Consider the following 24635-nt stretch of genomic DNA (forward strand, 5'->3'; position numbering starts at 1 on the left):
ACACTGTGGGAGCGGGCTTGCCCGCGAAGACGGTGTACCTGATGGTGCAAGACTTGAGTTGTGAATCCCCATTCAGGTGCAAAAAAGCTAAAAAACCAGATTAATTTATATCCTGTGCACCATTTAATTTCATAAATGCGACGTTATGCGCTGTTCTCGTGCATGAATCGTTTGTTACAGTCCGGCTCAATCTCCTCCAACGACAATAAATTTGCCGAGACTTTTCCATGATCGAATCCGTCGAATCCTTCCTTGCGCGCCTGAAAAAACGCGACCCGGATCAACCCGAGTTTCACCAAGCGGTTGAAGAGGTCTTGCGTAGCCTGTGGCCGTTTCTCGAAGCCAATCCACACTATCTGACCTCCGGCATTCTGGAGCGTATTTGTGAGCCGGAGCGGGCGGTTGTTTTTCGGGTTTCCTGGGTCGACGATCAGGGCAAGGTGCAGGTCAATCGCGGGTTCCGCATCCAGATGAACAGCGCGATCGGCCCCTACAAGGGTGGCTTGCGCTTCCATCCCTCGGTGAATCTGGGCGTGCTGAAGTTCCTCGCGTTCGAGCAGACGTTCAAAAACTCCCTGACTTCACTGCCAATGGGCGGTGGCAAGGGCGGTTCGGACTTCGACCCTAAGGGCAAAAGCGACGCCGAAGTCATGCGCTTCTGCCAGGCGTTCATGAGCGAGTTGTACCGCCACATCGGTGCCGATGTGGATGTGCCGGCCGGTGACATTGGTGTTGGCGCCCGGGAGATCGGCTTCCTGTTCGGCCAGTACAAGCGCCTGAGTAACCAGTTCACCAGCGTGCTGACCGGTAAAGGCCCGAGCTATGGCGGCAGTCTGATTCGCCCGGAAGCCACCGGTTTTGGTTGTGTCTACTTCGCCGAAGAGATGCTCAAGCGTCGCGGATTGACGGTCGAGGGCAAACGCGTGGCGATCTCCGGCTCCGGCAACGTCGCGCAATACGCTGCACGCAAGGTGATGGACCTTGGGGGCAAGGTTATTTCGCTGTCTGATTCCGAAGGCACGCTGTACTGCGAAAGCGGTTTGACCGAAGAGCAGTGGCTGGCCGTGCTGGAGCTGAAAAACGTCCAGCGCGGTCGTATCCGCGAACTGGCCAGCCGTTTTGGTCTGGAATTCCGTGGCGGCGAACTCCCGTGGTCCCTGAGCTGCGACATCGCACTGCCGTGCGCGACACAAAACGAGCTCGATGCCGAGGCCGCTCGCACCTTGCTGCGCAACGGCTGCATGTGCGTGGCGGAAGGCGCGAACATGCCGACGACCCTTGAGGCCGTGGACGTGTTCATTGAAGCAGACATTTTGTTCGCGCCAGGCAAGGCGTCGAATGCCGGCGGCGTTGCCGTGAGCGGGCTGGAAATGTCGCAGAACGCCATGCGCCTGTTGTGGACCGGCGGTGAAGTGGACAACAAGCTCCACGCGATCATGCAGTCGATCCATCACGCCTGCGTGCATTACGGCGAAGAGAACGGGCGGGTCAATTACGTAAAAGGTGCGAACATCGCCGGCTTCGTTAAAGTCGCCGACGCCATGCTCGCCCAAGGCGTGGTTTAAGCCGGTTCGATGCGGATAACTTCAATCAATTGATCTCCGGCGGGGCGTTGCCACAGCACTTCAGCTTGCAGTGGTGCACCCAGCAACGCGCGCCCCAGTGGCGAGTCCCAATTGATCAGGCCATGCGCGGCATCGGCCTGATCCTCGCCGACCAATTGCACACGGTGTTCGGTGTCGTGTTCGTCGGCGTAAGTGACCCAACTGCCGATCTGCACTTTTACCGTCGAGGTGGCGGGCTGCACGACTTGAGCGCTGCTCAGGCGTTGTTTGAAGTAGCGCAGGTCCCGTTCCAGATCTGCCACGCGCTGTTTGTCGGCCTGTTCGCCCTTGGCGGACTGCTCGGCATGCAGGGCTTGCAGTACAGCGACCTTGCCCTGTAACAGGCTCAAGCCTTGGGGCGTGACGTAATTGGGCTGCGCACTGACCTGCCGTTCGACCGGCTGATCGGCTTGCGCGGCAGCGTTATCTTCGTTGACGAATGCGCGGCTCATGGTGATCTCCCGTTATAGGGTTTGGGCCATGGTTGCAGGCTTTTGGTTTCGGTGGATGTCTGCGTACGACTCATTGCGAGCGATGGGCGCGGACGAGGCTGTTCAATGGGCTATCAATCAGTATTGATGATGAATGGTAAATCGCTATCGCGGGCGAGCCCGCTCTCACAGGGATTTACGTCAATAGTGATACCACTTCACCTCTAGCATCACTTCATTCTCGGGTGTGGCGAGGTGACTGAAGTCGCGCTGGGCGCTCAGGCGCAGGCCCAGGTTACGCGACAGTTCCCACTGCTGATTCAGGCTGATGTTTCGGCGCACTTCGCCATTGGTGAAGAAGTCGCCTTTGGTCTCCAGGCTGAAATTGCCCAGCGGGTTGTTCCACAGTACACCGGTGTTGAAGCCCGCCGCCGGGGCGATGAAAGCGGCGAAGTCGTTATTGTGTTCAACGCGCACGGTGCCCAAGGCAAAGCCGAGCAGGTCGTCACCCAGTTGCCAGGTGCCGCCGCCACCGCCATTGACGTGGCTGACCAGGGTTTCGTCGTCATGCTTGCCCGGCACGCGCTCCAGACCGCCGGTCACCTGCCACGACAGCGGTTGCAGCAGCTCGTTGCGCGGGGTCAGTGAGCGAATCGTTGCCAGGTCTAGCTGCTGAAACTGCCATTGATTGCCTTCGTACTGGCGCAGTTTCATTTGCAGGATTTCGATCTGTGCGCCGAGCGGGAAGCTTTCGGCGTTGTCGTTGAGATCGTGATAGGCCATGCGCAGGCCGTACTCGCCAAATGCTTTATCGCCCCGGGTGCCGATGCCGGCCTGCCAGGTGCGCGATTCATGGCCGTCCTCGGGCAGGCCGGGTCGCGGGATATCCAGCTCCGGCGCGGGGTTCTGGTTGATCGCCCGCAGCAGTTCGAAACTGCGTTGCGCTCGCGCCGGGTCGCGTTCCTGGCCGTTGGCGCGGTAGCGTTCCAAGCGATAAGCGGCGTCGATGATCAGCGCCTGGCGGTCTTTGGGTTGAGCCTTGAAGGCGGGGGCCTGCAACTGTTTCTGATCCGCGCTGACGTTCAGCACCCATTGCTGTTCATCAGCGTTCAGCGGTTCGGCGCGACTCAACAATTCACGCTCGCGCGACGGTCGATACGTTATCGACTCGACTAGCCCGGCTTCCTTGACCGCTTTGACGGTGTCGGTGGGGATGGCGGTCAGCGGGAATTGCTCGGTCAGGCGCAGGCTCGGTCGTGCCACCTGAAGCAATTCGAGCAGGCGGTAGGAGCAGTTTTCGTCGAAAAAGAAGTAGTCGAACTTGATCTGCTTCAGCTCCCAGACGTGCTCGACCATGCGTGCGGTTTCGGGCTGGGTCAGGTTCAGTCGGTATTCCCACAAATCACGGTTCTCGAGACTGCGGTATTCCGAGAGTTTTTCCTGATACGGCACCAGTGCGAACAACCCGGGATAACCGCCCATCAAGCCTTTCCAGGCGTAAAGGATGCTGTTGTCTGACCCTTCGATGTAGGCGCCAAAATTGATGGCGTAACTGAGCAGGGCGGTGTGGTCGCTTTGCACGTCTTTCTGGTCGATGCGCAGCAGCGTATGACCGAACATAGATGACGGACTGTTCAAGTAGGCCGCCGGGAAAATCATCACCGCGCTGTCGGGCGAGACGTCCTTGAACCACTGCTTGAACTCGGCACAGTCCAGTGTCGGCAGGTCGGTCAGCTTGAGCTGGGCCTTCAACCAGCGGGTGCGGGCCGGGTAAACGCATTGGGCATGTCGTTCGCCGGCACTGGCCGGGGCGTACAGCGCTTGCACGGTCGCGGCCAGTTCATGGTCGGGATGTTCGTTGCCATCAGGCGCAAGAAAGAACTTCTGGTCGCTGACATAGCTGCGCCAGCCGCCGAGCTTGGCGGTTTCGTAGTGGCCCAGGGAAATCCAGAAGGGGTCGTTGGCCAGTTGCTGCAAACGTTGATTGTCGAGGTGTGGCGCGGCGGACAGCGGGGCACAGACACAGAGCGCCAGCCAGGCAAGGCGTTTGAGCATAGTGAGCAACTTAAAGTCGAAAAAAACAAAGACCCAAAGAGGGGCGGGCCAAAAAATAAATCCGCTCCCCGAAAGGAGCGGGCGGTTCGAGCTTAAGCTTGAGTGGCGTACTTGGCCAGACGCGGATCGCTCTTCAGAACGGCCAGGGTGTTGGTATGCACGTCTTCAGCGGTCACGTCAGCCTTGCTGAAAATTTGCTGGAAGTGTTCGTGAGTCACCGCAGCGAAATGTGCACGGTCTTCCGGCGCCACGCCCAGTACCACGGCGTAAGTGGTTAGCGCTTCGCCCTGACCTTTAGCCATGTCTTCGGACAGCTCGTTCATCATGCCATTCATGGCAATCCAGGATTTACCGCCGTAGGTCAGCGATGCATTCGTGGCGCAACCGTTGGTACCGGAGGTCATGCCGAAGGTCGCGTTGCCGGAGGTGCCGTTGGTGGTGGAGGCCATGAAGTGAGCCGGGGTGCCACGCTGACCTTCGAACAGCATGTTGCCCCAACCGCAATCCGGGCCGCCTGGCGCCTGTGCCATGGCATTGATGGATACAGCGGTGAAGAGAGTACCGAGAAGAATCCGTTTCATAGCTATGTTCTCTTTGTGTGCATACCGATGGACTAGGGGGTTCTGGCCCATTCTGGCGCCAGTGGGCCGGTTATTTATCCAGCCGCGCAGTTTGGAGTTTAGGCACGATCCGGGGGTTCCGTGTTTTTTTGCAAAACATTCGCTGAAATCATGGATTTAGCCCCGGTCCACCTGGGGATGGCGGCTTGCCGATGCTTTGGCTTGAGGTGCGCCTTGCAAGTGAGGTATGGGCAGCGCCAGAATGCCGCTATCTGCCCCGCCTGATTGTTAAGGAAGCCCGATGCCTGATCCTGTTGCTGCCAGCTTGCGTCTAGCGCCTGAAGCGCTGACCCGTCCGTTTTCCGCTGAACAGTTCAGCTTCTCTACCACCAATGATCTGGAGCCCTTTCGCGGTGTGCTTGGCCAGGAACGTGCGGTTGAAGCCTTGCAGTTCGGTGTGGCCATGCCACGCCCTGGTTACAACGTCTTTGTCATGGGTGAGCCCGGTACCGGCCGGTTTTCTTTCGTCAAACGCTACCTGAAGGCCGAAGGCAAACGCCTGAAGACCCCGGCGGACTGGGTCTACGTCAACAATTTTGATGAACCGCGCGAGCCGCGCGCCCTGGAATTGCCGTCGGGCACCGCGGGTGCTTTCATCGGCGACATCAACGGCTTGATCGATAACTTGCTGGCGACCTTTCCGGCGGTGTTCGAACACCCGTCCTACCAGCAGAAGAAAAGCGCCATCGACCGCGCCTTCAACCAGCGCTATGACAAGGCTCTGGATGTCATCGAGCGCCTGGCCCTGGAAAAAGAAGTCGCCCTGTATCGCGACGCCAGCAACATCGCGTTTACCCCGATGAGTGAAGGCAAGGCGCTGGATGAAGCGGAATTCGCCCAGTTGCCGGAAGCCGATCGCGAACGTTTCCACGAAGATATTTCCGGTCTGGAAGAGCGTCTGAACGAGGAACTCGCCAGCCTGCCGCAATGGAAGCGTGAGTCGAGCAATCAACTGCGCCACCTCAACGAAGAAACCATCACCCTGGCCTTGCAGCCGCTGCTGTCACCTCTTTCGGAGAAGTACGCAGAAAACGCGGCGGTGTGCGGTTACCTGCAAGCGATGCAGGTTTATTTGCTGAAAACGGTTGTCGAGCAACTGGTCGACGACAGCAAAACCGACGCCATTGCCCGCAAGTTGCTGGAAGAGCAGTACGCGCCAAGCCTGGTGGTCGGGCATTCGGCCAGCGGCGGTGCGCCGGTGGTGTTCGAGCCGCACCCGACGTACGAAAACCTGTTTGGCCGTATTGAATACAGTACCGACCAAGGCGCGTTGTACACGACCTATCGGCAGCTGCGTCCGGGTGCCTTGCACCGGGCCAACGGCGGCTTCCTGATTCTTGAAGCGGAAAAAATGCTCAGCGAGCCGTTCGTGTGGGATGCGCTCAAGCGCGCCCTGCAATCGCGCAAGCTGAAAATGGAATCGCCGTTGGGTGAGCTGGGTCGACTGGCCACCGTGACCCTGACGCCGCAACACATTCCGTTGGCGGTCAAAGTCGTCATCATCGGTGCCCGCCAGCTGTATTACACGCTGCAAGACCTCGATCCGGACTTCCAGGAGATGTTCCGCGTCCTAGTGGACTTCGACGAAGACATCCCGATGGTCGACGAGAGCCTGGAGCAGTTTGCCCAGTTGCTCAAAACCCGCACTTCCGAAGAAGGCATGGCGCCGTTGACGGCCGATGCGGTGGCGCGTCTGGCCACGTACAGTGCACGCCTGGCCGAGCATCAGGGGCGCTTGTCGGCGCGTATCGGTGATCTGTTCCAACTGGTCAGCGAGGCGGACTTCATTCGTCACCTGGCCGGCGATGAAATGACCGACGCCGGTCACATCGAGCGTGCGCTCAAGGCCAAGGCCACGCGTACCGGGCGCGTTTCAGCTCGGATTCTCGACGACATGCTGGCCGGTATCATCCTGATCGACACCGATGGCGCGGCGGTCGGCAAGTGCAACGGGCTGACGGTGCTGGAAGTCGGCGACTCGGCCTTCGGTGTGCCCGCGCGGATTTCCGCCACGGTGTATCCAGGTGGCAGTGGCATCGTCGACATCGAGCGCGAAGTTAACCTCGGCCAGCCGATTCACTCAAAAGGCGTGATGATCCTCACCGGGTATCTGGGCAGTCGTTACGCCCAGGAGTTCCCGCTGGCCATTTCCGCGAGCATCGCCCTGGAACAGTCCTACGGGTATGTCGATGGTGACAGTGCGTCGCTGGGCGAGGCGTGCACGCTGATTTCGGCCTTGTCGAAAACACCGCTCAAGCAGTGCTTTGCGATCACCGGGTCCATCAACCAGTTCGGCGAAGTGCAGGCCGTGGGCGGGGTCAACGAGAAGATCGAAGGTTTCTTCCGGCTTTGCGAAGCGCGCGGGCTGACCGGCCATCAAGGGGCGATCATTCCGCAGGCGAACGTTGCCACGCTGATGCTCGATGAGAAAGTGCTGACCGCCGTGCGCGCGGGGCAGTTCCATGTCTATGCGGTGCGTCAGGCGGACGAAGCCTTGAGCCTGTTGGTGGGCGAACCGGCAGGTGCGCCGGATGAAAATGGCGAATTCCCTGAAGGCAGCGTCAATGCGCGGGTGGTGGAGCGTCTGCGGGTGATTGCCGAGATGATCAGCGAGGAAGACCTCAAGGAAGCCGAGAAAGAGATGGCGCAGGAGGCGTTGGCCGAAACAAAACCAGCGTGACGCGGTTTTGAGCTGAGTTCATACACCTCCTGTGGGAGCCGAGCTTGCTCGCGATGAGGCACTGACATTCAACATCTTTGTTGGTTGAAAGTCCGCTATCGCGAGCAAGCTCGGCTCCCACAATTTTTTGTGGTGTAGGCCGAAAGTGCCATCACTCTGGCGTCAATCTTCACACAATGACCATTCGGCGCCTTCTGGTCTCGCCTGGCGTGCTAGTCAAACTTTTCTTCTATTCTCTGGTTCAGGGATATCGACAGTAATCACAGGATCGAGACAGCCTTCCCGTGGGGGCTGAATACCGGATCTACCGAGGGTCGCCGCCATGTCGCGCAACCTCTGCCTTACCCGTCAATGCCTGGGTCTTGTCACCCGTATCGAATGTGCTATCCGCCCTCTGGCGGGAGATACGGGCATGTGGACCCTGCTCTTCGCCGCCGGAATGGCTGGCGAGCAACCCTCGGCCATCAAGGCGCAAGGCCCGTTTCATGGCCCTTTCGTGGCTGAATCCATCCTCGACACCATTGTTGAAAGCCTGACCCTGCACGGCTACGAACTGGCCGACGATCCACAAATCTGGTGCCTGCACCTGCAAGCCCAACTGCGGGAAATCAATGGTGGCCGTTGCCGCAATCTCGGCGGGTTCGAGTATCGGCCCGATCACTGAGCGGCTTATTGATCAAGCTGGCTCATATCAGCCTTGGCCAGTTTGACTTCGAAACCGTACTGCACGGTGGCGAGGTCGGTTCGCTGATAACTTTCCAGTTGTGTGGGCTGGCCATAGAAGTAGTGCACGTCGAATAACGCCGGGCCATCGGTACTGGCGTCGTGCGTGACCGCAAGAATCTCCTTCAGGTAGTTCCCACTGTCATCCTTGGCGAAAAATCGCCAGTCCTGCGCAGGAAACAACTTCACATCCACCATCAGCGCATTGCCTTTGAGCTCCAGGCCCTTGGGTAATTTGCGGGTGTCGAGCGTCTGTTTGTCGACGGTGGCCAGAAACAACGGCATGGAGCCCACTGCGAAGGCCGGTGTTTGCGCAAACAGGTTCAGGTCATAGGTGATCGTGCCGCGCAGAGGGTCGACCTGGTAAGCCTCTGGCGGCAGTTCGATCGGTTCATCGCGTTTGCCGTTACTGTCCGCGGTAAAAAAACTGACCGGGCTATCGCCGGGGCTGAAAGAGTTGCCAAGCAATTCGTCATTGAAGCTTCTGGGGTGAGTGAACTCGATACGCGCTGCGCTCGGGTCTTCCACCGACTGATTGACGTTGATGCTTTTTTTCAGCTGTTCCTCACTCAGTGTCGCGCCCTTGAGCCAGTTCGGCACCTGATCGTCGTACACCACCACCGGCAAGGTCAGCGGCTGAATGGTTTTTGCCGTGGTATGCGAGTCGAAGCTCAGTACCGTCAGCTTCAGGTCCTTGCGGGTTACGGTGACGCTCGAGAAGTCCAGCAGGCTGACTTCAAGGGTCTCGATCGGCCCGTTGAAATACACCTTGGAATAGTGCCGGCCCTGCTGCTTCTCGAACGTGCGCTGTTCTTCATCGAGCTGATGTTCGAACGCCTCGCTCCAGGCCTTTTGTTGCTGCATTTTCGCCAGTTGTTTTTGATAGAAGGCAATTTGCGTGGCGGTTTCGTTGATCGAGCCGGCCCGCGAGAGAAATTGCCCGGTGGTGTCTTTGGCCTGGACAATCAGGGGGTTCAGCGGCGTTTCACCGACTTCGGGGGCCACTGGCGCGCTGTTGGTGTATTCGATCTCGGCGTAGTTCTTTTCAAGCTTCAACAGGGTCACGCTGAGGTTGTCGTTGGTGCGGGTCTGGCCAACGTCCTTTTTGCTCAGGTCGAAGTTATAGAGCCGGTGCGGTGCGATCACTTCGACTTTGCCTTGCAGGCTCACCGGTTGCGGCTGGTTTTTTTTGTCGACATCCAGGCCTTCGATGAAAGGGTAAGTCACCGTCAGGTCATCGGGGTTGGTCAGGTTGGAACTCGACGGGCTGAGTTGAATGCCGGGATCGGTTTCCGACCATTCGGGCTGGAAGGGGATGACTCGTTTGTTGCTCAGTGTCACCGACTGCCATTCCAGGCCATGGGGGAACAGGAACGCTGCCGGAATACTGAAATTGAAGGGGAACACCGGTTGCAGGTCGGTCAGGTAATCGGAGCTGGAATCCTTGTGCAGCACAAACAGGCCATTGATGTAGGTGTCGACCAGAGCCTGGGGCGTGGGGTAGTGCTTGAGCACGGCGAGGGCATCTTCGCCGTATTCGGTTTCCACCGGTTTGCTGTCGAGTTTGAGCTGCGCACGTTCAAGCAGCAGGAGTGAACCGCCGAGTTCGGAGACCGCGTCCTTGAGTTTCGGGTCCTGGATCTGATCCAGTGACTGCTCGAACTGCGCGGTTTTTTCCTCGAGGCTGACCTGATGCTTATCCTCGCCGGGCGAGCAGCCGCTCATCAGCAGAATCAGGCAGATACCGGCACTCGATAAAGGCAATCGCACATCCATTTTCCAGTCTTCCTGTCCGATGTCGCTGAGCGGTCAATAGTCTGGACACTAGCAGAAAAACTTTGTGACACACGCGCAGGTGGCGGATTTCTCGACGGTTTCTGGCTGCTTCTGGGTATAGACAGGTGGCTGATATACTCGCCGCCATTTCCAACCCTGTGTGAGATTCAATGGAACGCTTTATCGAAAACGCAATGTACGCCTCCCGCTGGCTGCTGGCGCCAATCTACTTCGGACTGTCCCTCGGGCTACTGGCTCTGGCGCTGAAGTTCTTTCAGGAAGTTTTCCACGTTATCCCTAACGTATTCTCGATGGCGGAGTCGGATCTGATCCTGGTGCTGCTGTCGCTGATCGACATGGCGCTGGTGGGCGGTTTGCTGGTGATGGTGATGATTTCCGGTTACGAGAACTTCGTCTCTGAACTGGACATCGACGAACACAAGGAAAAGCTCAACTGGCTGGGCACCATGGATTCATCTTCACTGAAGATGAAAGTGGCGGCTTCTATCGTGGCGATTTCCTCTATCCACCTGCTGCGGATCTTCATGGATGCCAAGAACGTCGATCCCGAGCATTTGAAGTGGTACGTGATCATTCACATGACGTTCGTGATATCGGCGTTCGCCATGGGCTACCTGGACAAGCTGACCAAGCACTGATTAGCCCAACCCCTGTAGGAGCATGGCTTGCCTGCGATGGCTACACCTCGGTCTGACGATAAACAGCGGTGATGCCATCGCGGGCAAGCCATGCTCCTACAAGGGTTATTCGGTCGAACCGGACGGGCGGTGTCGTTTCTGGCTTGTACTTTGATGCGCCGAAGCCTATCCCTGTAAGTAGTCTCGGCTCGTCACTGTAGGGGTGCATCCATGAACCTTGTTGAATTACGTGCTTATGCCATCGCAGGGAAAATCGATGAGCTGAACCTGATCTCCATGGAAGGCGGGATCTACTTGCTGGAAGCACGCATGCATGGCGCAGCGTATCCCTTGAGTGATGCCCATGACCAAATGTTCAATCTACGTTCGGTCGAGCATGCGCGTCAGATACTCCATGACTTCCCCACATTGCCATTCAACCTTGTGCATACCCTGGTTCATGATGAAATGTGCGGGCTTGTTTCCAATGCAGAGGAAAACCTGAAGGTGCAACTCGCCTTCCAGAGCGCATGGCACCACTGAGGTCCTAATCAACGCTACGGCATCTGTGCTAGTCTGCTGGCCCTTTTGGTTCCGGGCGCTCCGGGACGCGCTGTGCACGCACGGCAAGTTCCCGAGCCGTCCGCACAGCGGAGCAGTGTCATGTCCGAAGTAAATCTGTCCACCGACGAAACCCGCGTCAGCTACGGTATTGGCCGTCAGCTGGGCGACCAACTGCGCGACAACCCGCCACCGGGCGTTAGCCTGGACGCAATCCTGGCTGGCCTGACCGATGCCTTCGCCGGCAAGGAAAGCCGTGTTGGCCAGGAAGAAATGTCCGCGAGCTTCAAGGTGATCCGCGAAATCATGCAGGCCGAAGCGGCTGCCAAAGCTGAAGCGGCTGCTGGCGAAGGCCTGGCTTTCCTGGCTGAAAACGCCAAGCGTGATGGCATCACCACCCTGGCTTCCGGCCTGCAATTCGAAGTATTGACTGCCGGTGAAGGCGCCAAGCCAACCCGTGAAGATCAAGTGCGTACTCACTACCACGGCACCCTGATCGACGGCACTGTGTTCGACAGCTCCTACGAGCGCGGCCAGCCTGCAGAGTTCCCGGTTGGCGGCGTGATCGCTGGCTGGACCGAAGCCCTGCAACTGATGAACGCCGGTAGCAAATGGCGTCTGTACGTGCCGAGCGAACTGGCTTACGGCGCTCAAGGCGTTGGCAGCATTCCGCCGCACAGCGTACTGGTATTCGACGTCGAACTGCTCGACGTTCTGTAATCCCCCCTGTAGGAGCATGGCTTGCCCGCGATGGCATCAACTCGTTTTCAAGGCGAAACCAAATCGTCTGTATCGCGAGCAAGCTTTGCTCCTACAAGGATTTTCGGACTTTTTCATATCTCGATCCTGTGGTGCAGTTCACTGCTGGGGCGCAACGCCCGGGCATAGCAGAACAGAAACAGATTACGCACCAGTTCCTTGAGCACCAGTGGCTCGCTGGAACTCAGGCCATTGACGTCCAGGTCACCCTGATCCTGCAGTTCATTCAGCGCTTCTTCTTCAAGTACCGCGCAGACTTCCCCGGTTTCCCGATGCAGGATCCTGAGGTAAGGGTGTGGGCGGTCGAGCCAGGCATCGATTAAGTAAGTCATGAATCTCATCTCCATTGATGGGTTTCAATGAGAATAATTCTTATTCATCAAATAGCAAGGGCCTATTGGCGGATCGGGATTTTTTCTGGGTAAAGACTGCGCAAGGTCAAGCGGCTGGCGTTTGGCTATGTCTCGTGTTTGCGGATTGAAACGGGGAGGGCGAAGCACCATCCCACGCAGGGCGCGGGATGGAATACAGCAGGTTCAGACTTTTCTGACGAACTCGGATTTGAGCTTCATCGGGCCGATGCCGTCGATCTTGCAGTCGATGTCGTGGTCGCCATCACACAGGCGGATGTTCTTGACCTTGGTGCCGACCTTGACCACCAGCGACGTGCCTTTGACCTTGAGGTCCTTGATCACGGTGATGGTGTCGCCGTCCTGCAGGACGTTGCCGACCGAATCCTTTTTCACCGTGTCATCGGACGCCACGTCAGCTTCACCGCTGGCAGACCATTCGTGCGCGCACTCGGGGCAGATCAGCTGTGCGCCGTCTTCATAGGTGTATTCGGAATTGCATTTTGGGCAGGGTGGCAACGTGCTCACTAAAGCTCCTTGGATTCAGGATCGCTAAAAAGCGCACATTATATAGGGTTTTTGGCGGATGGTGGGGCAGCGCGATCTTTGTAGGAGCCGGGCTTGCCCGCGATGGCATCACCACGGTTTATCGTTAGACCGGGTTGATGCCATCGCTGGCAAGCCAGGCTCCTACAGGAGCCGGGTTCTAACAGGTGGGATCAGTGCGTGCGGGCGACCGCAAATTCGCTCAATTCGACCAGTGCATCGCGGTATTCGCTGGCAGGCAGTGCGTCGAGGCACTTGATAGCCCGGGCCACGTAATCACGAGCCAGTTGCGCGGTATATTCCAGCGAACCAGACGCTTCTACCGCTTCGCGGATGCTTTCCAGGTCTTCGATGCCGCCTTTCTGGATCGCCTTGCGCACCAGCGCAGCTTGCTCTGGCGTGCCTTCGCGCATGGTGAAGATCAGCGGCAGGGTTGGCTTGCCTTCGGCCAGATCGTCACCGACGTTCTTGCCCAGGGTTTCGGCATCGCCCTTGTAGTCCAGCAGGTCGTCCACCAGCTGGAAAGCCACGCCCAGGTGGTCGCCAAAGGTGCGCAGTGCTTCAGCCTGTTCCGACGTGGCTTCGCAAAGAGCGGCGGCGCTGTGGGTCGACGCTTCGAAGAGCATCGCGGTCTTGCCGCGGATGACTTCCATGTAGGTTTCTTCAGTGGTGCTGGCGTCACGGACCTTCGACAGCTGCAACACTTCGCCTTCGGCGATGATGCGGGTCGCTTGCGAAAGGATCTTCATGACCGGCATGGAGCCCAGTTCGACCATCATTTCGAAGGAACGCGAGTAGAGGAAGTCGCCAACCAGCACGCTCGGTGCGTTGCCCCACATGGCGTTTGCCGTCGAGCGGCCACGGCGCATGCCTGACATGTCGACCACGTCGTCGTGCAGCAGGGTCGCGGTGTGCAGGAATTCGATGGTTGCCGCCAGCAGGCGCAGGTCATCGCCTTCACGGCCCAGCGCCTTGCCACACAGCAACACTAATAAAGGACGAAGGCGTTTACCGCCAGCCGAGGTAATGTAATCGCCGATTTTCGATACCAGCGGCACTCGGGAAGTCAGCTGCTTCTTGATGATGCCGTCGACGGCGCTAAAATCGTCCGCCACCGCGCGGTAGAAAGCTTGGGGTTGCATCAGCGACAGTTGCTCCAGAAGGGTTGCGCGGCATGCTAGGACCCACGTCGGCGGGTGTCAAGGCACGATAGACGGCCTCTTGCATCGCTCCGGCAGCTTGCGTACAATCGCGCACCCTGAACTTCCTGGGCAGCACCTGCCTTACGCAATTGCAAACAGGCCTTCCAGCCCTATGCAGCCATGCCAGCCAATACCTCTTCTTATAAAGAGCTGGGTGAGCAGGATTATCGGAGAAATACCATGTCGTACGCAGTAATTGTTACTGGTGGCAAGCAATACAAGGTCGCCCCAGGTGAATACCTGAAGATCGAAAAACTGGAAATCGCTACCGGCGAATCCGTTACTTTTGATCGCGTTCTGTTGGTCGCCAATGGCGATGACGTGAACATCGGCGCTCCAGTTGTTGCTGGCGCTACCGTTGTGGCTGAAGTGATCTCCCAAGGTCGTCACGATAAAGTCCGCATCATCAAGTTCCGTCGTCGTAAGCACCACATGAAGCGTATGGGCCACCGCCAGTGGTACACCGAGATCAAAATCACCGGTATTCAGGCTTAATTTTAGCCTAATTCCTCACTAGGAGAATTGACTCATGGCACACAAAAAAGCTGGTGGTAGTACCCGTAACGGTCGCGACTCAGAAGCCAAACGCCTTGGCGTGAAGATGTATGGCGGCCAGGTTATCATTCCGGGCAACATCATCGTGCGTCAGCGCGGCACCCAATTCCACGCCGGTTACGGTGTTGGCATGGGTAAAGATCACACTCTGTTCGCTAAAATCGACGGCGTGATCAAGTTTGAAGTAAAAGGCGCTTTCAACCGCCGTTACGTAAGCATTGTCCCGAAGACTGACGTCGTCGCGGCATAATTACGTGGTTGCTGGAAAAGCCCTGTCTTGCGACGGGGCTTTTTCGTTTGTGGGGTGAGTCTCTTGCAAAGCTGTTTGTGATGGGCTCCAGCGCAGGTTTTGCGGTCGTTGAATGAGGTCGCTGCGCTCATTTTTGCAAGAGTCTTATGTCTAGATTTTTTCGGCTCGTCCGTATGGCGAGAGGCGTTTTGTTATGAAGTTTGTTGATGAAGTATCGATTCGAGTAAAGGCCGGTGACGGCGGTAACGGTTGCATGAGCTTCCGTCGCGAAAAATTCATTGAAAACGGCGGCCCGAACGGCGGTGATGGTGGTGATGGCGGCTCGGTCTACATGATCGCCGACGAAAACCTCAACACCCTGGTCGACTACCGTTACACCCGTCACTTCGATGCCGAGCGCGGTTCCAACGGTGGTAGCACCGACTGCACTGGCAAAAAAGGTGAAGAGTTGGTGCTGCGCGTACCGGTTGGCACCACTGTCATCGATGCGGCCACTCAAGAAGTGATCGGCGACCTGACCAAGGCTGGTCAGAAGCTGCTGGTGGCTCACGGTGGCTGGCACGGTCTGGGTAACACCCGTTTCAAATCCAGTACCAACCGCGCTCCGCGTCAGACCACTCCGGGTAAGCCGGGTGAGGCGCGTGATCTCAAGCTGGAAATGAAAGTACTGGCTGACGTCGGTCTGCTGGGCTTGCCGAATGCCGGTAAAAGTACCTTTATCCGCTCGGTATCGGCCGCCAAGCCGAAAGTCGCCGACTACCCGTTCACCACTTTGGTGCCGAACCTGGGTGTGGTCAGCGTCGATCGCTGGAAGAGCTTCGTGGTTGCGGACATTCCGGGGCTGATCGAAGGTGCTTCCGATGGCGCCGGCCTGGGGATTCGTTTCCTCAAGCACTTGTCGCGTACCCGTTTGCTGCTGCACCTCGTGGACATGGCGCCACTGGATGACACCAGTGCGCCGGATGCTGCTGAAGTAATCGTCAGCGAGTTGACCAAGTTCAGTCCGTCCCTGGCTGAGCGTGATCGCTGGCTGGTGCTGAACAAGTGCGACCAGATCCTTGAAGAAGAGCACGATGCTCGCGTCAAGGAAATCGTTGATCGCCTGGAGTGGACCGGCCCGGTTTACGTGATCTCGGCCATCTCCAAGCTGGGCACTGAGCGTCTGTGTCACGACATCATGCGTTATATGGAAGACCGTGCTGATCGCCTGGCTGCCGACCCGGCCTACAAGGAAGAGTTGGCTGAGCTCGATCAGCGCATCGAAGACGAAGCGCGTGCTCAACTGCAGGCCCTGGATGACCAGCGTGCCCTGCGTCGTAGCGGCGTGAAGTCGGTCCATGACATCGGCGACGATGATTGGGATGAAGAAGATGTGGATGACGAAGACGGTCCGGAAATCATTTACGTGCGTGACTGATTCGGTAGGAGCCGGGCTTGCCCGCGATGGCGGTTTATCTGTCTGATCGCGGTGTTATCATCGCTGGCAGACCGGCTCTCTAAGCGCCGCTCAATTGAGCGGCGTTTTAGTATCTGGAAATCGGTAGTTGGTCACGAATAGCCACGAATAACGTCACGGGCAGTGCCAGGTCGCGCTGTCCTCAAGCTAAGGTTGAAGATGATGCGGAGCAAGGTGACAGGTGCGCAGCGTTGGGTCGTGAAGATCGGCAGCGCTTTGCTGACGGCGGACGGCAAAGGCCTGGATCGCGCGGCAATGGGTGTCTGGGTCGAGCAGATGGTGGCGTTGCATGAGGCTGGCGTCGAACTGGTGTTGGTGTCTTCCGGGGCTGTGGCTGCCGGCATGAGCCGCCTGGGCTGGAGCGTACGACCCAGTGCGATGCATGAATTGCAGGCTGCCGCTGCCATCGGTCAGATGGGGTTGGTGCAGGCTTGGGAGTCGAGCTTTGCCGAGCATGGCCGGCATACCGCGCAGATTCTCCTGACGCACGATGACTTGTCTGATCGCAAGCGCTACCTGAATGCCCGCAGCACCTTGCGTGCGTTGGTGGAGTTGAAGGTGATCCCGGTGATCAACGAAAACGACACCGTGGTGACGGACGAAATCCGTTTTGGCGACAACGACACACTGGCTGCACTGGTTGCCAACCTGGTCGAGGCCGACTTGCTGGTGATCCTTACGGATCGCGATGGCATGTTCGATGCTGACCCGCGCAACAACCCTGATGCCAACCTGATTTACGAGGCGCGCGCCGATGATCCGGCGCTGGACGCGGTGGCTGGCGGTACCGGCGGCGCGTTGGGGCGTGGCGGCATGCAAACCAAGCTGCGTGCTGCGCGTCTGGCGGCTCGCTCCGGGGCGCATACCATCATCGTCGGCGGGCGCATTGAGCGCGTGCTGGATCGCTTGAAGGCGGGTGAGCGCATCGGCACCTTGCTATCGCCTGAGCGCGGCATGCTGGCGGCGCGCAAGCAGTGGCTGGCCGGACATTTGCAGACCCGCGGCACGCTGGTGCTGGATGCGGGGGCCGTGACGGCGCTGTCCCAGGGCAATAAAAGTTTGCTGCCGGTGGGCGTGAAGCTGGTGCAAGGCAGCTTCCGCCGTGGCGAAATGGTGGTGTGCGTGTCGCCGGACGGTCGTGAAATTGCTCGCGGCCTGGCCAATTACAGTGCCTTGGAGGCACAAAAAATTATCGGTCAGTCGTCTGAGGCGATTGTCGGTCTGTTGGGTTATATGGCTGAGCCGGAACTGGTTCACCGCGATAACCTGATTCTGGTCTGAAGGAATATCTGAATGCGCGTGGCAAAAGGATTATTGGGGCTGCTGCTGGCAATCCCGCTGCTGGCTTCGGCTGAGGAAATTGGCCAGGTGTCGACGGTGTTCAAATTCGTCGGCCCGAACGACCGCATCGTCGTCGAGGCGTTTGATGACCCCAAGGTTGAAGGCGTGACCTGCTACCTCTCGCGCGCCAAGACCGGCGGCGTGAAGGGTGGTCTGGGTTTGGCTGAAGACCGTGCGGAGGCATCTATCGCTTGCCGTCAGGTCGGGCCCATCAGCTTCAAGGGTGAGCTGAAAGATGGTGATGAGGTGTTCAAGGAGCGCACATCGCTGGTGTTCAAGACCATGCAGGTGGTGCGTTTCCTCGACAAGAAGCGCAATACGCTGGTGTATCTGGTCTATAGCGATCGTTTGATCGAGGGTAGCCCCCAGAACGCGGTGACGGCGATTCCAATTCTGCCCTGGGCGCACGCTCAATAACCTACGCAAAACCAATGCGAGCTTGCTCGCGATGACTGACTAACATTCAATATCTCTGTTGACTGAAAGTCCGCTATCGCGAGCAAGCTCGCTCCCACATTTTTTTTGCGCGTTGTCTTGTTAAATCGCAGGCAATAAAAAACCGACCCTGAGGTCGGTTTTTCAACAAGCTTATCGCTTATGCGGCAACAGCAAGGTTCAGAGCCTTGACGTGACCGTTCAGGCGGCTCTTATGACGAGCAGCCTTGTTCTTGTGGATGATGCCTTTATCGGCCATACGGTCGATAACTGGCACGGCCAGAACGTAAGCAGCTTGAGCTTTAGCAGCGTCTTTTGCGTCGATGGCCTTAACTACATTCTTGATGTAGGTACGAACCATGGAACGCAGGCTGGCGTTGTGGCTGCGACGCTTCTCAGCCTGTTTTGCACGTTTTTTGGCGGAAGGTGTGTTGGCCACCGTCGAGCTCCTCGAAAGACTTTTTAGGAAATAGCAAACAAAATAGGCCGCGAATCATGCCGATGAGTTGATGTCTTGTCAAGGGCGGTTGAGACGTTCCGCTAAGTGGTAGGTGTAAAGAGGCGGGATATTTATTTCCGGCGCTTGACCTGTAAACTCGCGAGCTTTGGCTCTGTGCTGTTGCGGCGCGGAGTATCGCATAAGTAGGCGCTTTGTTCGCCTGCTGTTTATCGACAGGCACAAACTCTTTCAATGAATCTGCTCAAATCGTTGGCCGCCGTCAGCTCTATCACGATGATTTCCCGGGTTTTGGGGTTCGTTCGTGACACGCTCATCGCACGTATATTTGGTGCCGGGATGGCGACAGACGCCTTCTTTATCGCCTTCAAACTGCCCAACCTGCTGCGGCGGATCTTCGCCGAGGGGGCTTTTTCCCAAGCATTCGTGCCGATTCTGGCCGAATACAAAAGCCAGCAAGGTGAGGAGGCGACGCGAACGTTCATTGCCTACGTGTCGGGCCTGCTGACGCTGGTGCTGGCGCTGGTCACGGCGTTGGGCATGCTGGCTGCGCCCTGGGTGATCTGGGCGACCGCGCCGGGTTTTACCGATACACCGGAAAAATTCGAGCTGACGACCAGCCTGTTGCGGGTGACTTTTCCCTACATCCTGTTGATTTCCCTTTCGTCCCTGGCCGGGGCGATCCTCAATACCTACAACCGTTTTTCGGTGCCGGCCTTCGTGCCGACGCTGCTCAACGTCAGCATGATCGTCTTTTCAGTGTTCCTGACCCCGTACTTCGATCCGCCGGTCATGGCGCTGGGGTGGGCAGTTCTGGTGGGTGGTCTGGCGCAATTGCTCTATCAACTGCCGCACCTGAAAAAAATCGGTTTGCTGGTATTGCCACGCCTGAACCTGCGTGACAGTGGCGTCTGGCGGGTCATGAAACAAATGCTGCCCGCGATTCTCGGCGTATCGGTCAGCCAGATTTCGCTGATCATCAACACTATTTTCGCGTCGTTCCTGGTGGCCGGTTCCGTGTCCTGGATGTATTACGCCGACCGCTTGATGGAGTTGCCGTCCGGCGTTTTGGGTGTGGCGTTGGGCACGATTTTGCTGCCGACCCTGGCCAAAACCTACGCCAGCAAGGACCGTCACGAGTATTCGCGCATTCTCGACTGGGGCCTGCGCCTGTGCTTCGTACTGGTGTTGCCGTGTTCCCTGGCGTTGGGAATTCTTGCCGAGCCGCTGACCGTTTCCCTGTTCCAATACGGGCAGTTCAGCGCTTTCGATGCGTCCATGACGCAACGGGCGCTGATCGCCTACTCGGTCGGATTGCTCGGAATTATCGTGATTAAGGTGCTGGCACCGGGGTTTTATGCGCAACAAAACATCCGCACGCCGGTAAAAATCGCAATTTTCACCCTGGTGGTCACACAGCTGTTCAACCTGATGCTGATAGGTCCTCTGGCCCACGCCGGCTTGGCCCTCGCCATCAGCGCGGGTGCTTGTATCAACGCGAGTTTGTTGTTTTATCAACTGCGCAAGCAGCAGATGTACCAACCGCAGCCGGGCTGGGCGAAGTTCGGCTTCAAGCTGGTGATTGCCGTGCTGGTGATGTCTGCCGTGTTGTTGCTCGGCATGCATTTCATGCCAGCGTGGGATCAAGGGCATATGCTTGAGCGGTTCCTGCGCCTGGGCGCTTTGGTCGCGGCCGGCATCGTTAGCTATTTCGGGATGTTGCTTCTGATGGGCTTCCGTTTGCGCGACTTCAATCGCAAGGCGCTGAGCTGAGGTCGCGACCTCGATAAACACGGGCGAGCCGGCAGTTTTGTCGGCTCGATCACTTTGGTTACGGTGTTGCCTGTCGTCGGCCGCCGGGTGTGGTTATAATCGACCACTTTATGAGCAAGAAGCGCGTTATGCAGCTGGTTCGAGGCCTCCACAATCTGCGCCCCCAGCATCGGGGCTGTGTCGCCACTATTGGCAACTTTGACGGTGTTCACCGTGGTCACCAGGCTATCCTGGCAAGGCTGCGTGAGCGCGCGCTCGAGTTGGGCGTGCCCAGCTGCGTGGTGATTTTTGAGCCGCAGCCGCGAGAATTCTTCGCCCCGGACACGGCTCCGGCCCGTCTGGCCCGGCTGCGGGACAAACTGCAGCTGCTTGCCGACGAAGGTGTCGACCGCGTCCTGTGCCTGGCCTTCAATCAGCGGCTGAGCAAGCTCAGCGCCAGTGAATTCGTTGATACCATTCTGGTGGACGGCCTTGGCGTCCAGCACCTGGAAGTCGGCGACGACTTCCGGTTCGGCTGTGACCGGGTAGGGGACTTCGATTTCCTGCAACAAGCCGGCAGTGTTCAGGGCTTTACCGTCGAAGCGGCGCAAACCGTCGAGCTGGACGGCATTCGCGTCAGCAGCACCCAGGTCCGTAATGCCCTGGCCGCAGCTGATTTTGCCTTGGCCGAGCGACTGCTCGGGCGGCCGTTCCAGATTACCGGGCGGGTGCTGCACGGCCAGAAGCTGGCGCGCCAGTTGGGAACGCCCACGGCCAACATACAACTCAAGCGCCGTCGCGTTCCGCTTTCCGGGGTTTACCTGGTCAACGTCGACATCGACGGCAAGACCTGGCCAGGTGTCGCCAATATCGGCGTGCGGCCAACGGTTCAAGGTGATGGCAAGGCCCACCTCGAAGTGCATCTTTTAGATTTTGCCGGCGATCTGTATGACCGGCGTTTGACGGTGGTCTTCCACCACAAGCTGCGTGAAGAGCAGCGTTTCGCCTCTCTGGAGGCGCTTAAGACGGCGATCAATGCGGATGTCGCCGCCGCCCGTGCCCTGTCGCACCTAGCGCCAATCGCTAATGAAGAGCCTTAAATGACCGACTATAAAGCCACGCTAAACCTTCCGGACACCGCCTTCCCAATGAAGGCCGGCCTGCCACAGCGCGAACCGCAGATTCTGCAGCGTTGGGACAGTATTGGCCTGTACGGTAAGTTGCGCGAAATTGGCAAGGATCGTCCGAAGTTCGTCCTGCACGACGGTCCTCCGTACGCCAACGGCACGATTCACATCGGTCATGCGCTGAACAAGATTCTCAAGGACATGATCATTCGCTCGAAGACCCTGTCGGGTTTCGACGCACCTTATGTGCCGGGCTGGGACTGCCACGGTCTGCCGATCGAGCATAAAGTCGAAGTGACCCACGGCAAGAACCTGGGCGCGGACAAAACCCGCGAACTGTGCCGTGCCTACGCCACCGAGCAGATCGAAGGCCAGAAATCCGAATTCATCCGTCTGGGCGTGTTGGGCGACTTCGCCAACCCGTACAAGACCATGGACTTCAAAAACGAGGCCGGTGAAATCCGTGCCTTGGCTGAAATCGTCAAGGGCGGTTTCGTGTTCAAGGGCCTCAAGCCTGTGAACTGGTGCTTTGACTGCGGTTCGGCCCTGGCCGAAGCGGAAGTCGAGTACGAGAACAAGAAATCCTCGACCATCGACGTGGCCTTCCCGATTGCCGACGAAGCCGAGCTGGCTGCCGCGTTCGGCCTGCCGTCGCTGGCCAAACCGGCTTCGATCGTGATCTGGACCACCACCCCATGGACCATCCCGGCCAACCAGGCGCTGAACGTTCATCCAGAGTTCAATTACGCCCTGGTCGACGTCGGCGACAAGCTGCTGGTGCTGGCTGAAGAACTGGTCGAGTCGTGCCTGGCCCGTTACAGCCTGCAAGGCTCGGTCATCGCGACCACCACCGGTAAAGAGCTGGAACTGATCAATTTCCGTCACCCGTTCTACGACCGTTTGTCGCCAGTTTACCTGGCCGAATACGTTGAACTGGGCGCCGGCACCGGTGTGGTTCACTCCGCGCCGGCCTACGGCGTGGACGACTTCGTGACCTGCAAGAAGTACGGCATGGTCAACGACGACATCCTCAATCCGGTGCAAAGCAACGGTGTTTACGCGACCTCGCTGGAGTTTTTCGGCGGCCAGTTCATCTGGAAAGCCAACCCGGCCATCGTCGACAAACTGACTGAAGTCGGTGCGCTGCTGCACACCACCATCATCGAACACAGCTACATGCACTGCTGGCGTCATAAGACCCCGTTGATCTACCGCGCCACCGCGCAGTGGTTCATCGGCATGGACAAAGAGCCTGCGACCGGCGAGACCCTGCGCAAGCGGGCGATCAAAGCCATCGAAGACACCAAGTTTGTTCCGGCCTGGGGCCAGGCGCGTCTGCACTCGATGATCGCCAATCGTCCGGACTGGTGCATTTCCCGTCAGCGCAACTGGGGCGTGCCGATCCCGTTCTTCCTGAACAAGGAAAGCGGCGAGCTGCACCCACGTACCGCCGAGCTGATGGAAGAAGTCGCCAAGCGCGTCGAAGTCGAAGGCATCGAAGCCTGGTTCAAGATGGACGCCGCCGAGTTGCTCGGTGACGAAGCGCCGCAGTACGACAAGATCAGCGACACCCTGGACGTCTGGTTCGATTCGGGCACCACGCATTGGCACGTTCTGCGCGGTTCGCACCCGATGGGCCACGAAACTGGTCCACGTGCCGACCTGTATTTGGAAGGCTCGGACCAACACCGTGGCTGGTTCCACTCGTCCCTGCTGACCGGTTGCGCCATCGACAACCACGCGCCGTACCGCGAGCTGTTGACCCACGGCTTCACCGTCGATGAGTCCGGCCGCAAGATGTCCAAATCGCTGGGCAACGTGATCGCGCCGCAAAAGGTCAACGACACCCTGGGCGCCGACATCATGCGTCTGTGGGTGGCTTCCACCGACTACTCCGGTGAAATGGCGGTTTCCGAGCAGATCCTGCAACGCAGCGCGGACGCCTACCGGCGTATCCGTAACACCGCGCGCTTCCTGCTCTCCAACCTGACCGGTTTCAACCCGGCCACCGACATCCTGCCCGCTGAAGAAATGCTCGCGCTGGACCGTTGGGCCGTGGACCGCACCTTGCTGCTGCAACGCGAGTTGCAAGAGCACTATGGCGAATATCGCTTCTGGAACGTCTACTCCAAGATCCACAACTTCTGCGTGCAGGAGCTGGGCGGTTTCTACCTCGACATCATCAAGGACCGTCAGTACACCACTGGCGCCAACAGTAAGGCCCGCCGTTCGGCGCAAACCGCGCTGTATCACATCTCCGAAGCGCTGGTGCGCTGGATCGCACCGATCCTCGCCTTTACCGCTGACGAACTGTGGGAATACCTGCCGGGCGAGCGTAACGAATCGGTGATGCTCAACACCTGGTACGAAGGTTTGACCGAGTTGCCGGAAGGCTTCGAGCTGGGTCGCGCCTACTGGGATCGCATCATGGAAGTGAAGGTTGCAGTCAACAAGGAAATGGAAATCCAGCGCGCGGCCAAGGCCGTCGGTGGCAACCTGCAAGCCGAAGTGACGCTGTTCGCCGAAGAAGCGCTGAGCGCCGACCTGGCCAAGTTGAGCAACGAATTGCGCTTCGTATTGATTACTTCGACCGCCACCGTTGCGCCGTTTATCAAGGCACCAGGGGACGCGGTAGTCACCGAAGTCAGCGGCTTGAAGCTGCAAGTGGTCAAGTCGAGCCACGCCAAGTGCGCCCGTTGCTGGCACTGCCGTGAAGACGTCGGCGTGAACCCGGAGCATCCGGAAATCTGCGGTCGTTGTGTCGACAACATCAGCGGCGATGGCGAGGTCCGTCACTATGCCTAATGCCGTTGGCCGCTTTGGGCGGCTGGGCTGGCTCTGGTTGAGTTTGCTGGTCCTGGTCATCGACCAGGCCAGCAAGTTCCACTTCGAAAGCTCGCTCACCATGTACCAGCAAATTGTGGTGATCCCCGATTATTTCAGCTGGACCCTGGCCTACAACACCGGTGCCGCGTTCAGCTTTCTGGCCGACAGCTCGGGTTGGCAGCGCTGGTTGTTTGCCCTGATCGCAGTGGTGGTCAGTGCGGTGTTGGTGGTGTGGCTCAAGCGTCTGGGGCGCAATGAAACCTGGCTGGCGATTGCGCTGGCCCTGGTTTTGGGTGGTGCGCTGGGCAACCTGTACGACCGCATTGCCTTGGGTCATGTGATCGATTTCATCCTGGTGCACTGGCAGAACCGCTGGTATTTCCCGGCGTTCAACTTTGCCGACAGCGCTATTACTGTCGGTGCCGTGATGCTGGCACTGGATATGTTCAAAAGTAAAAAGACCGGAGAAGCCGTTCATGACTGAACAGGTA

Annotated in this window: 23 protein-coding genes; 15 read left to right on the forward strand and 8 right to left on the reverse strand. The window is 58.3% G+C overall.

The window, feature by feature from the left end; all coding sequences use genetic code 11:
* Positions 1-227: 227 nt before the first annotated feature.
* A complete protein-coding gene (gene gdhA / locus BMS17_RS16105; RefSeq protein WP_046028584.1) occupies positions 228-1565 on the forward strand; it encodes an NADP-specific glutamate dehydrogenase in 1338 nt (445 codons plus the stop codon).
* Here gdhA and BMS17_RS16110 read toward each other — a convergent pair.
* The 3 genes from BMS17_RS16110 to BMS17_RS16120 all read right to left on the reverse strand — a co-directional run bounded on the left by BMS17_RS16110 (position 1562) and on the right by BMS17_RS16120 (position 4671).
* Positions 1562-2056, reverse strand: coding sequence for a GreA/GreB family elongation factor (locus BMS17_RS16110; protein ID WP_046028583.1), 495 nt, complete (start codon positions 2054-2056; stop codon positions 1562-1564). The two genes, gdhA and BMS17_RS16110, sit on opposite strands and share 4 nt — an antisense overlap.
* A gap of 180 nt (positions 2057-2236) precedes the next feature.
* On the reverse strand, positions 2237-4090 hold the full coding sequence (locus tag BMS17_RS16115; protein WP_046028580.1) for a DUF4105 domain-containing protein: 1854 nt from the start codon (positions 4088-4090) through the stop codon (positions 2237-2239).
* Positions 4091-4182: 92 nt separating this feature from the next.
* Positions 4183-4671 (reverse strand): DUF3015 domain-containing protein, encoded by a 489-nt coding sequence (locus tag BMS17_RS16120; RefSeq protein ID WP_046028578.1) that lies wholly within the window; start codon positions 4669-4671, stop codon positions 4183-4185.
* A 280-nt stretch (positions 4672-4951) separates the two neighbouring features.
* Here BMS17_RS16120 and BMS17_RS16125 point away from each other — a divergent pair, with 280 nt between their 5' ends.
* Together BMS17_RS16125 and BMS17_RS16130 are read left to right on the forward strand one after the other, a co-directional pair.
* The gene (locus BMS17_RS16125; protein ID WP_046028577.1) at positions 4952-7390 is read left to right on the forward strand and encodes a Lon protease family protein; all 2439 of its coding nucleotides are present in this window, start codon (positions 4952-4954) and stop codon (positions 7388-7390) included.
* Between the two features lie 322 nt (positions 7391-7712).
* The gene (locus tag BMS17_RS16130; RefSeq protein ID WP_046028575.1) at positions 7713-8054 is read left to right on the forward strand and encodes a hypothetical protein; all 342 of its coding nucleotides are present in this window, start codon (positions 7713-7715) and stop codon (positions 8052-8054) included.
* 5 nt (positions 8055-8059) lie between these two features.
* Here BMS17_RS16130 and BMS17_RS16135 read toward each other — a convergent pair whose 3' ends face one another.
* Positions 8060-9889, reverse strand: a complete 1830-nt coding sequence (locus tag BMS17_RS16135; RefSeq protein ID WP_046028573.1) for a hypothetical protein — start codon at positions 9887-9889, stop codon at positions 8060-8062.
* Between the two features lie 170 nt (positions 9890-10059).
* Between BMS17_RS16135 and BMS17_RS16140 the strand changes: the two genes are divergently transcribed.
* The 3 genes from BMS17_RS16140 (at position 10060) to BMS17_RS16150 (ending at position 11808) form a co-directional block, all read left to right on the forward strand.
* A complete protein-coding gene (locus BMS17_RS16140) occupies positions 10060-10548 on the forward strand; it encodes a TIGR00645 family protein (RefSeq protein ID WP_046028571.1) in 489 nt (162 codons plus the stop codon).
* Between the two features lie 210 nt (positions 10549-10758).
* Positions 10759-11070 carry a DUF6482 family protein gene (locus BMS17_RS16145; protein ID WP_046028569.1) on the forward strand — a complete coding sequence of 104 codons (312 nt, stop codon included), beginning with the start codon at positions 10759-10761 and terminating at the stop codon, positions 11068-11070.
* A gap of 120 nt (positions 11071-11190) precedes the next feature.
* On the forward strand, positions 11191-11808 hold the full coding sequence (locus BMS17_RS16150; protein WP_008028844.1) for an FKBP-type peptidyl-prolyl cis-trans isomerase: 618 nt from the start codon (positions 11191-11193) through the stop codon (positions 11806-11808).
* A gap of 113 nt (positions 11809-11921) precedes the next feature.
* Here the strand turns inward: BMS17_RS16150 and BMS17_RS16155 are convergent, their stop codons facing one another.
* The 3 genes from BMS17_RS16155 to BMS17_RS16165 all read right to left on the reverse strand — a co-directional run bounded on the left by BMS17_RS16155 (position 11922) and on the right by BMS17_RS16165 (position 13885).
* Entirely contained in the window at positions 11922-12179 is a 258-nt protein-coding gene (locus BMS17_RS16155; protein ID WP_046028565.1) for a hypothetical protein, read from the reverse strand.
* A gap of 204 nt (positions 12180-12383) precedes the next feature.
* The gene (locus BMS17_RS16160) at positions 12384-12725 is read right to left on the reverse strand and encodes a zinc ribbon domain-containing protein YjdM (protein WP_046028563.1); all 342 of its coding nucleotides are present in this window, start codon (positions 12723-12725) and stop codon (positions 12384-12386) included.
* A gap of 191 nt (positions 12726-12916) precedes the next feature.
* Positions 12917-13885 (reverse strand): polyprenyl synthetase family protein, encoded by a 969-nt coding sequence (locus BMS17_RS16165; protein ID WP_046028560.1) that lies wholly within the window; start codon positions 13883-13885, stop codon positions 12917-12919.
* Between the two features lie 240 nt (positions 13886-14125).
* Between BMS17_RS16165 and rplU the strand changes: the two genes are divergently transcribed.
* The 5 genes from rplU to BMS17_RS16190 all read left to right on the forward strand — a co-directional run bounded on the left by rplU (position 14126) and on the right by BMS17_RS16190 (position 17964).
* Positions 14126-14440, forward strand: a complete 315-nt coding sequence (gene rplU, locus BMS17_RS16170; RefSeq protein WP_003176051.1) for a 50S ribosomal protein L21 — start codon at positions 14126-14128, stop codon at positions 14438-14440.
* 34 nt (positions 14441-14474) lie between these two features.
* On the forward strand, positions 14475-14750 hold the full coding sequence (gene rpmA / locus BMS17_RS16175; RefSeq protein ID WP_007943982.1) for a 50S ribosomal protein L27: 276 nt from the start codon (positions 14475-14477) through the stop codon (positions 14748-14750).
* Positions 14751-14943: 193 nt separating this feature from the next.
* Positions 14944-16167 carry an Obg family GTPase CgtA gene (gene cgtA / locus BMS17_RS16180; RefSeq protein WP_027924200.1) on the forward strand — a complete coding sequence of 408 codons (1224 nt, stop codon included), beginning with the start codon at positions 14944-14946 and terminating at the stop codon, positions 16165-16167.
* A 201-nt stretch (positions 16168-16368) separates the two neighbouring features.
* Positions 16369-17487 carry a glutamate 5-kinase gene (proB, locus tag BMS17_RS16185; RefSeq protein WP_046028559.1) on the forward strand — a complete coding sequence of 373 codons (1119 nt, stop codon included), beginning with the start codon at positions 16369-16371 and terminating at the stop codon, positions 17485-17487.
* Positions 17488-17499: 12 nt separating this feature from the next.
* A complete protein-coding gene (locus BMS17_RS16190) occupies positions 17500-17964 on the forward strand; it encodes a CreA family protein (protein ID WP_046028557.1) in 465 nt (154 codons plus the stop codon).
* Between the two features lie 178 nt (positions 17965-18142).
* Here BMS17_RS16190 and rpsT read toward each other — a convergent pair whose 3' ends face one another.
* The gene (gene rpsT, locus BMS17_RS16195; protein ID WP_007942340.1) at positions 18143-18421 is read right to left on the reverse strand and encodes a 30S ribosomal protein S20; all 279 of its coding nucleotides are present in this window, start codon (positions 18419-18421) and stop codon (positions 18143-18145) included.
* A 252-nt stretch (positions 18422-18673) separates the two neighbouring features.
* Between rpsT and murJ the strand changes: the two genes are divergently transcribed.
* The 4 genes from murJ to lspA all read left to right on the forward strand — a co-directional run bounded on the left by murJ (position 18674) and on the right by lspA (position 24628).
* Entirely contained in the window at positions 18674-20212 is a 1539-nt protein-coding gene (murJ, locus tag BMS17_RS16205) for a murein biosynthesis integral membrane protein MurJ (RefSeq protein WP_046028555.1), read from the forward strand.
* Between the two features lie 128 nt (positions 20213-20340).
* Positions 20341-21291, forward strand: coding sequence for a bifunctional riboflavin kinase/FAD synthetase (gene ribF / locus BMS17_RS16210; protein ID WP_046028554.1), 951 nt, complete (start codon positions 20341-20343; stop codon positions 21289-21291).
* Entirely contained in the window at positions 21292-24123 is a 2832-nt protein-coding gene (gene ileS / locus BMS17_RS16215; RefSeq protein ID WP_046028553.1) for an isoleucine--tRNA ligase, read from the forward strand.
* Complete coding sequence (lspA, locus tag BMS17_RS16220; RefSeq protein WP_046028552.1) at positions 24116-24628, forward strand: signal peptidase II; 513 nt, start codon at positions 24116-24118, stop codon at positions 24626-24628. Before ileS ends, lspA begins: the two co-directional genes overlap by 8 nt.
* The last annotated feature ends 7 nt before the right edge of the window (positions 24629-24635 follow it).

Origin of the sequence: Pseudomonas sp. C9, from assembly GCF_002000165.1 — a bacterium.
Taxonomy (GTDB): Bacteria; Pseudomonadota; Gammaproteobacteria; order Pseudomonadales; family Pseudomonadaceae; genus Aquipseudomonas.

Excerpts from the sequence above, each read along its gene's own strand:
- rpmA (WP_007943982.1), top strand. The coding sequence starts at position 14,475 with ATGGCACACAAAAAAGCTGGTGGTAGTACCCGTAACGGTCGCGACTCA.
- BMS17_RS16135 (WP_046028573.1), bottom strand. The coding sequence starts at position 9,889 with ATGGATGTGCGATTGCCTTTATCGAGTGCCGGTATCTGCCTGATTCTG.
- ribF (WP_046028554.1), top strand. The coding sequence starts at position 20,341 with ATGCAGCTGGTTCGAGGCCTCCACAATCTGCGCCCCCAGCATCGGGGC.
- gdhA (WP_046028584.1), top strand. The coding sequence starts at position 228 with ATGATCGAATCCGTCGAATCCTTCCTTGCGCGCCTGAAAAAACGCGAC.
- BMS17_RS16190 (WP_046028557.1), top strand. The coding sequence starts at position 17,500 with ATGCGCGTGGCAAAAGGATTATTGGGGCTGCTGCTGGCAATCCCGCTG.
- BMS17_RS16125 (WP_046028577.1), top strand. The coding sequence starts at position 4,952 with ATGCCTGATCCTGTTGCTGCCAGCTTGCGTCTAGCGCCTGAAGCGCTG.
- BMS17_RS16140 (WP_046028571.1), top strand. The coding sequence starts at position 10,060 with ATGGAACGCTTTATCGAAAACGCAATGTACGCCTCCCGCTGGCTGCTG.
- cgtA (WP_027924200.1), top strand. The coding sequence starts at position 14,944 with ATGAAGTTTGTTGATGAAGTATCGATTCGAGTAAAGGCCGGTGACGGC.
- proB (WP_046028559.1), top strand. The coding sequence starts at position 16,369 with ATGCGGAGCAAGGTGACAGGTGCGCAGCGTTGGGTCGTGAAGATCGGC.
- BMS17_RS16115 (WP_046028580.1), bottom strand. The coding sequence starts at position 4,090 with ATGCTCAAACGCCTTGCCTGGCTGGCGCTCTGTGTCTGTGCCCCGCTG.
- BMS17_RS16155 (WP_046028565.1), bottom strand. The coding sequence starts at position 12,179 with ATGACTTACTTAATCGATGCCTGGCTCGACCGCCCACACCCTTACCTC.
- ileS (WP_046028553.1), top strand. The coding sequence starts at position 21,292 with ATGACCGACTATAAAGCCACGCTAAACCTTCCGGACACCGCCTTCCCA.
- BMS17_RS16130 (WP_046028575.1), top strand. The coding sequence starts at position 7,713 with ATGTCGCGCAACCTCTGCCTTACCCGTCAATGCCTGGGTCTTGTCACC.
- BMS17_RS16120 (WP_046028578.1), bottom strand. The coding sequence starts at position 4,671 with ATGAAACGGATTCTTCTCGGTACTCTCTTCACCGCTGTATCCATCAAT.
- lspA (WP_046028552.1), top strand. The coding sequence starts at position 24,116 with ATGCCTAATGCCGTTGGCCGCTTTGGGCGGCTGGGCTGGCTCTGGTTG.
- BMS17_RS16150 (WP_008028844.1), top strand. The coding sequence starts at position 11,191 with ATGTCCGAAGTAAATCTGTCCACCGACGAAACCCGCGTCAGCTACGGT.
- rplU (WP_003176051.1), top strand. The coding sequence starts at position 14,126 with ATGTCGTACGCAGTAATTGTTACTGGTGGCAAGCAATACAAGGTCGCC.
- murJ (WP_046028555.1), top strand. The coding sequence starts at position 18,674 with ATGAATCTGCTCAAATCGTTGGCCGCCGTCAGCTCTATCACGATGATT.
- BMS17_RS16110 (WP_046028583.1), bottom strand. The coding sequence starts at position 2,056 with ATGAGCCGCGCATTCGTCAACGAAGATAACGCTGCCGCGCAAGCCGAT.
- BMS17_RS16145 (WP_046028569.1), top strand. The coding sequence starts at position 10,759 with ATGAACCTTGTTGAATTACGTGCTTATGCCATCGCAGGGAAAATCGAT.
- BMS17_RS16165 (WP_046028560.1), bottom strand. The coding sequence starts at position 13,885 with ATGCAACCCCAAGCTTTCTACCGCGCGGTGGCGGACGATTTTAGCGCC.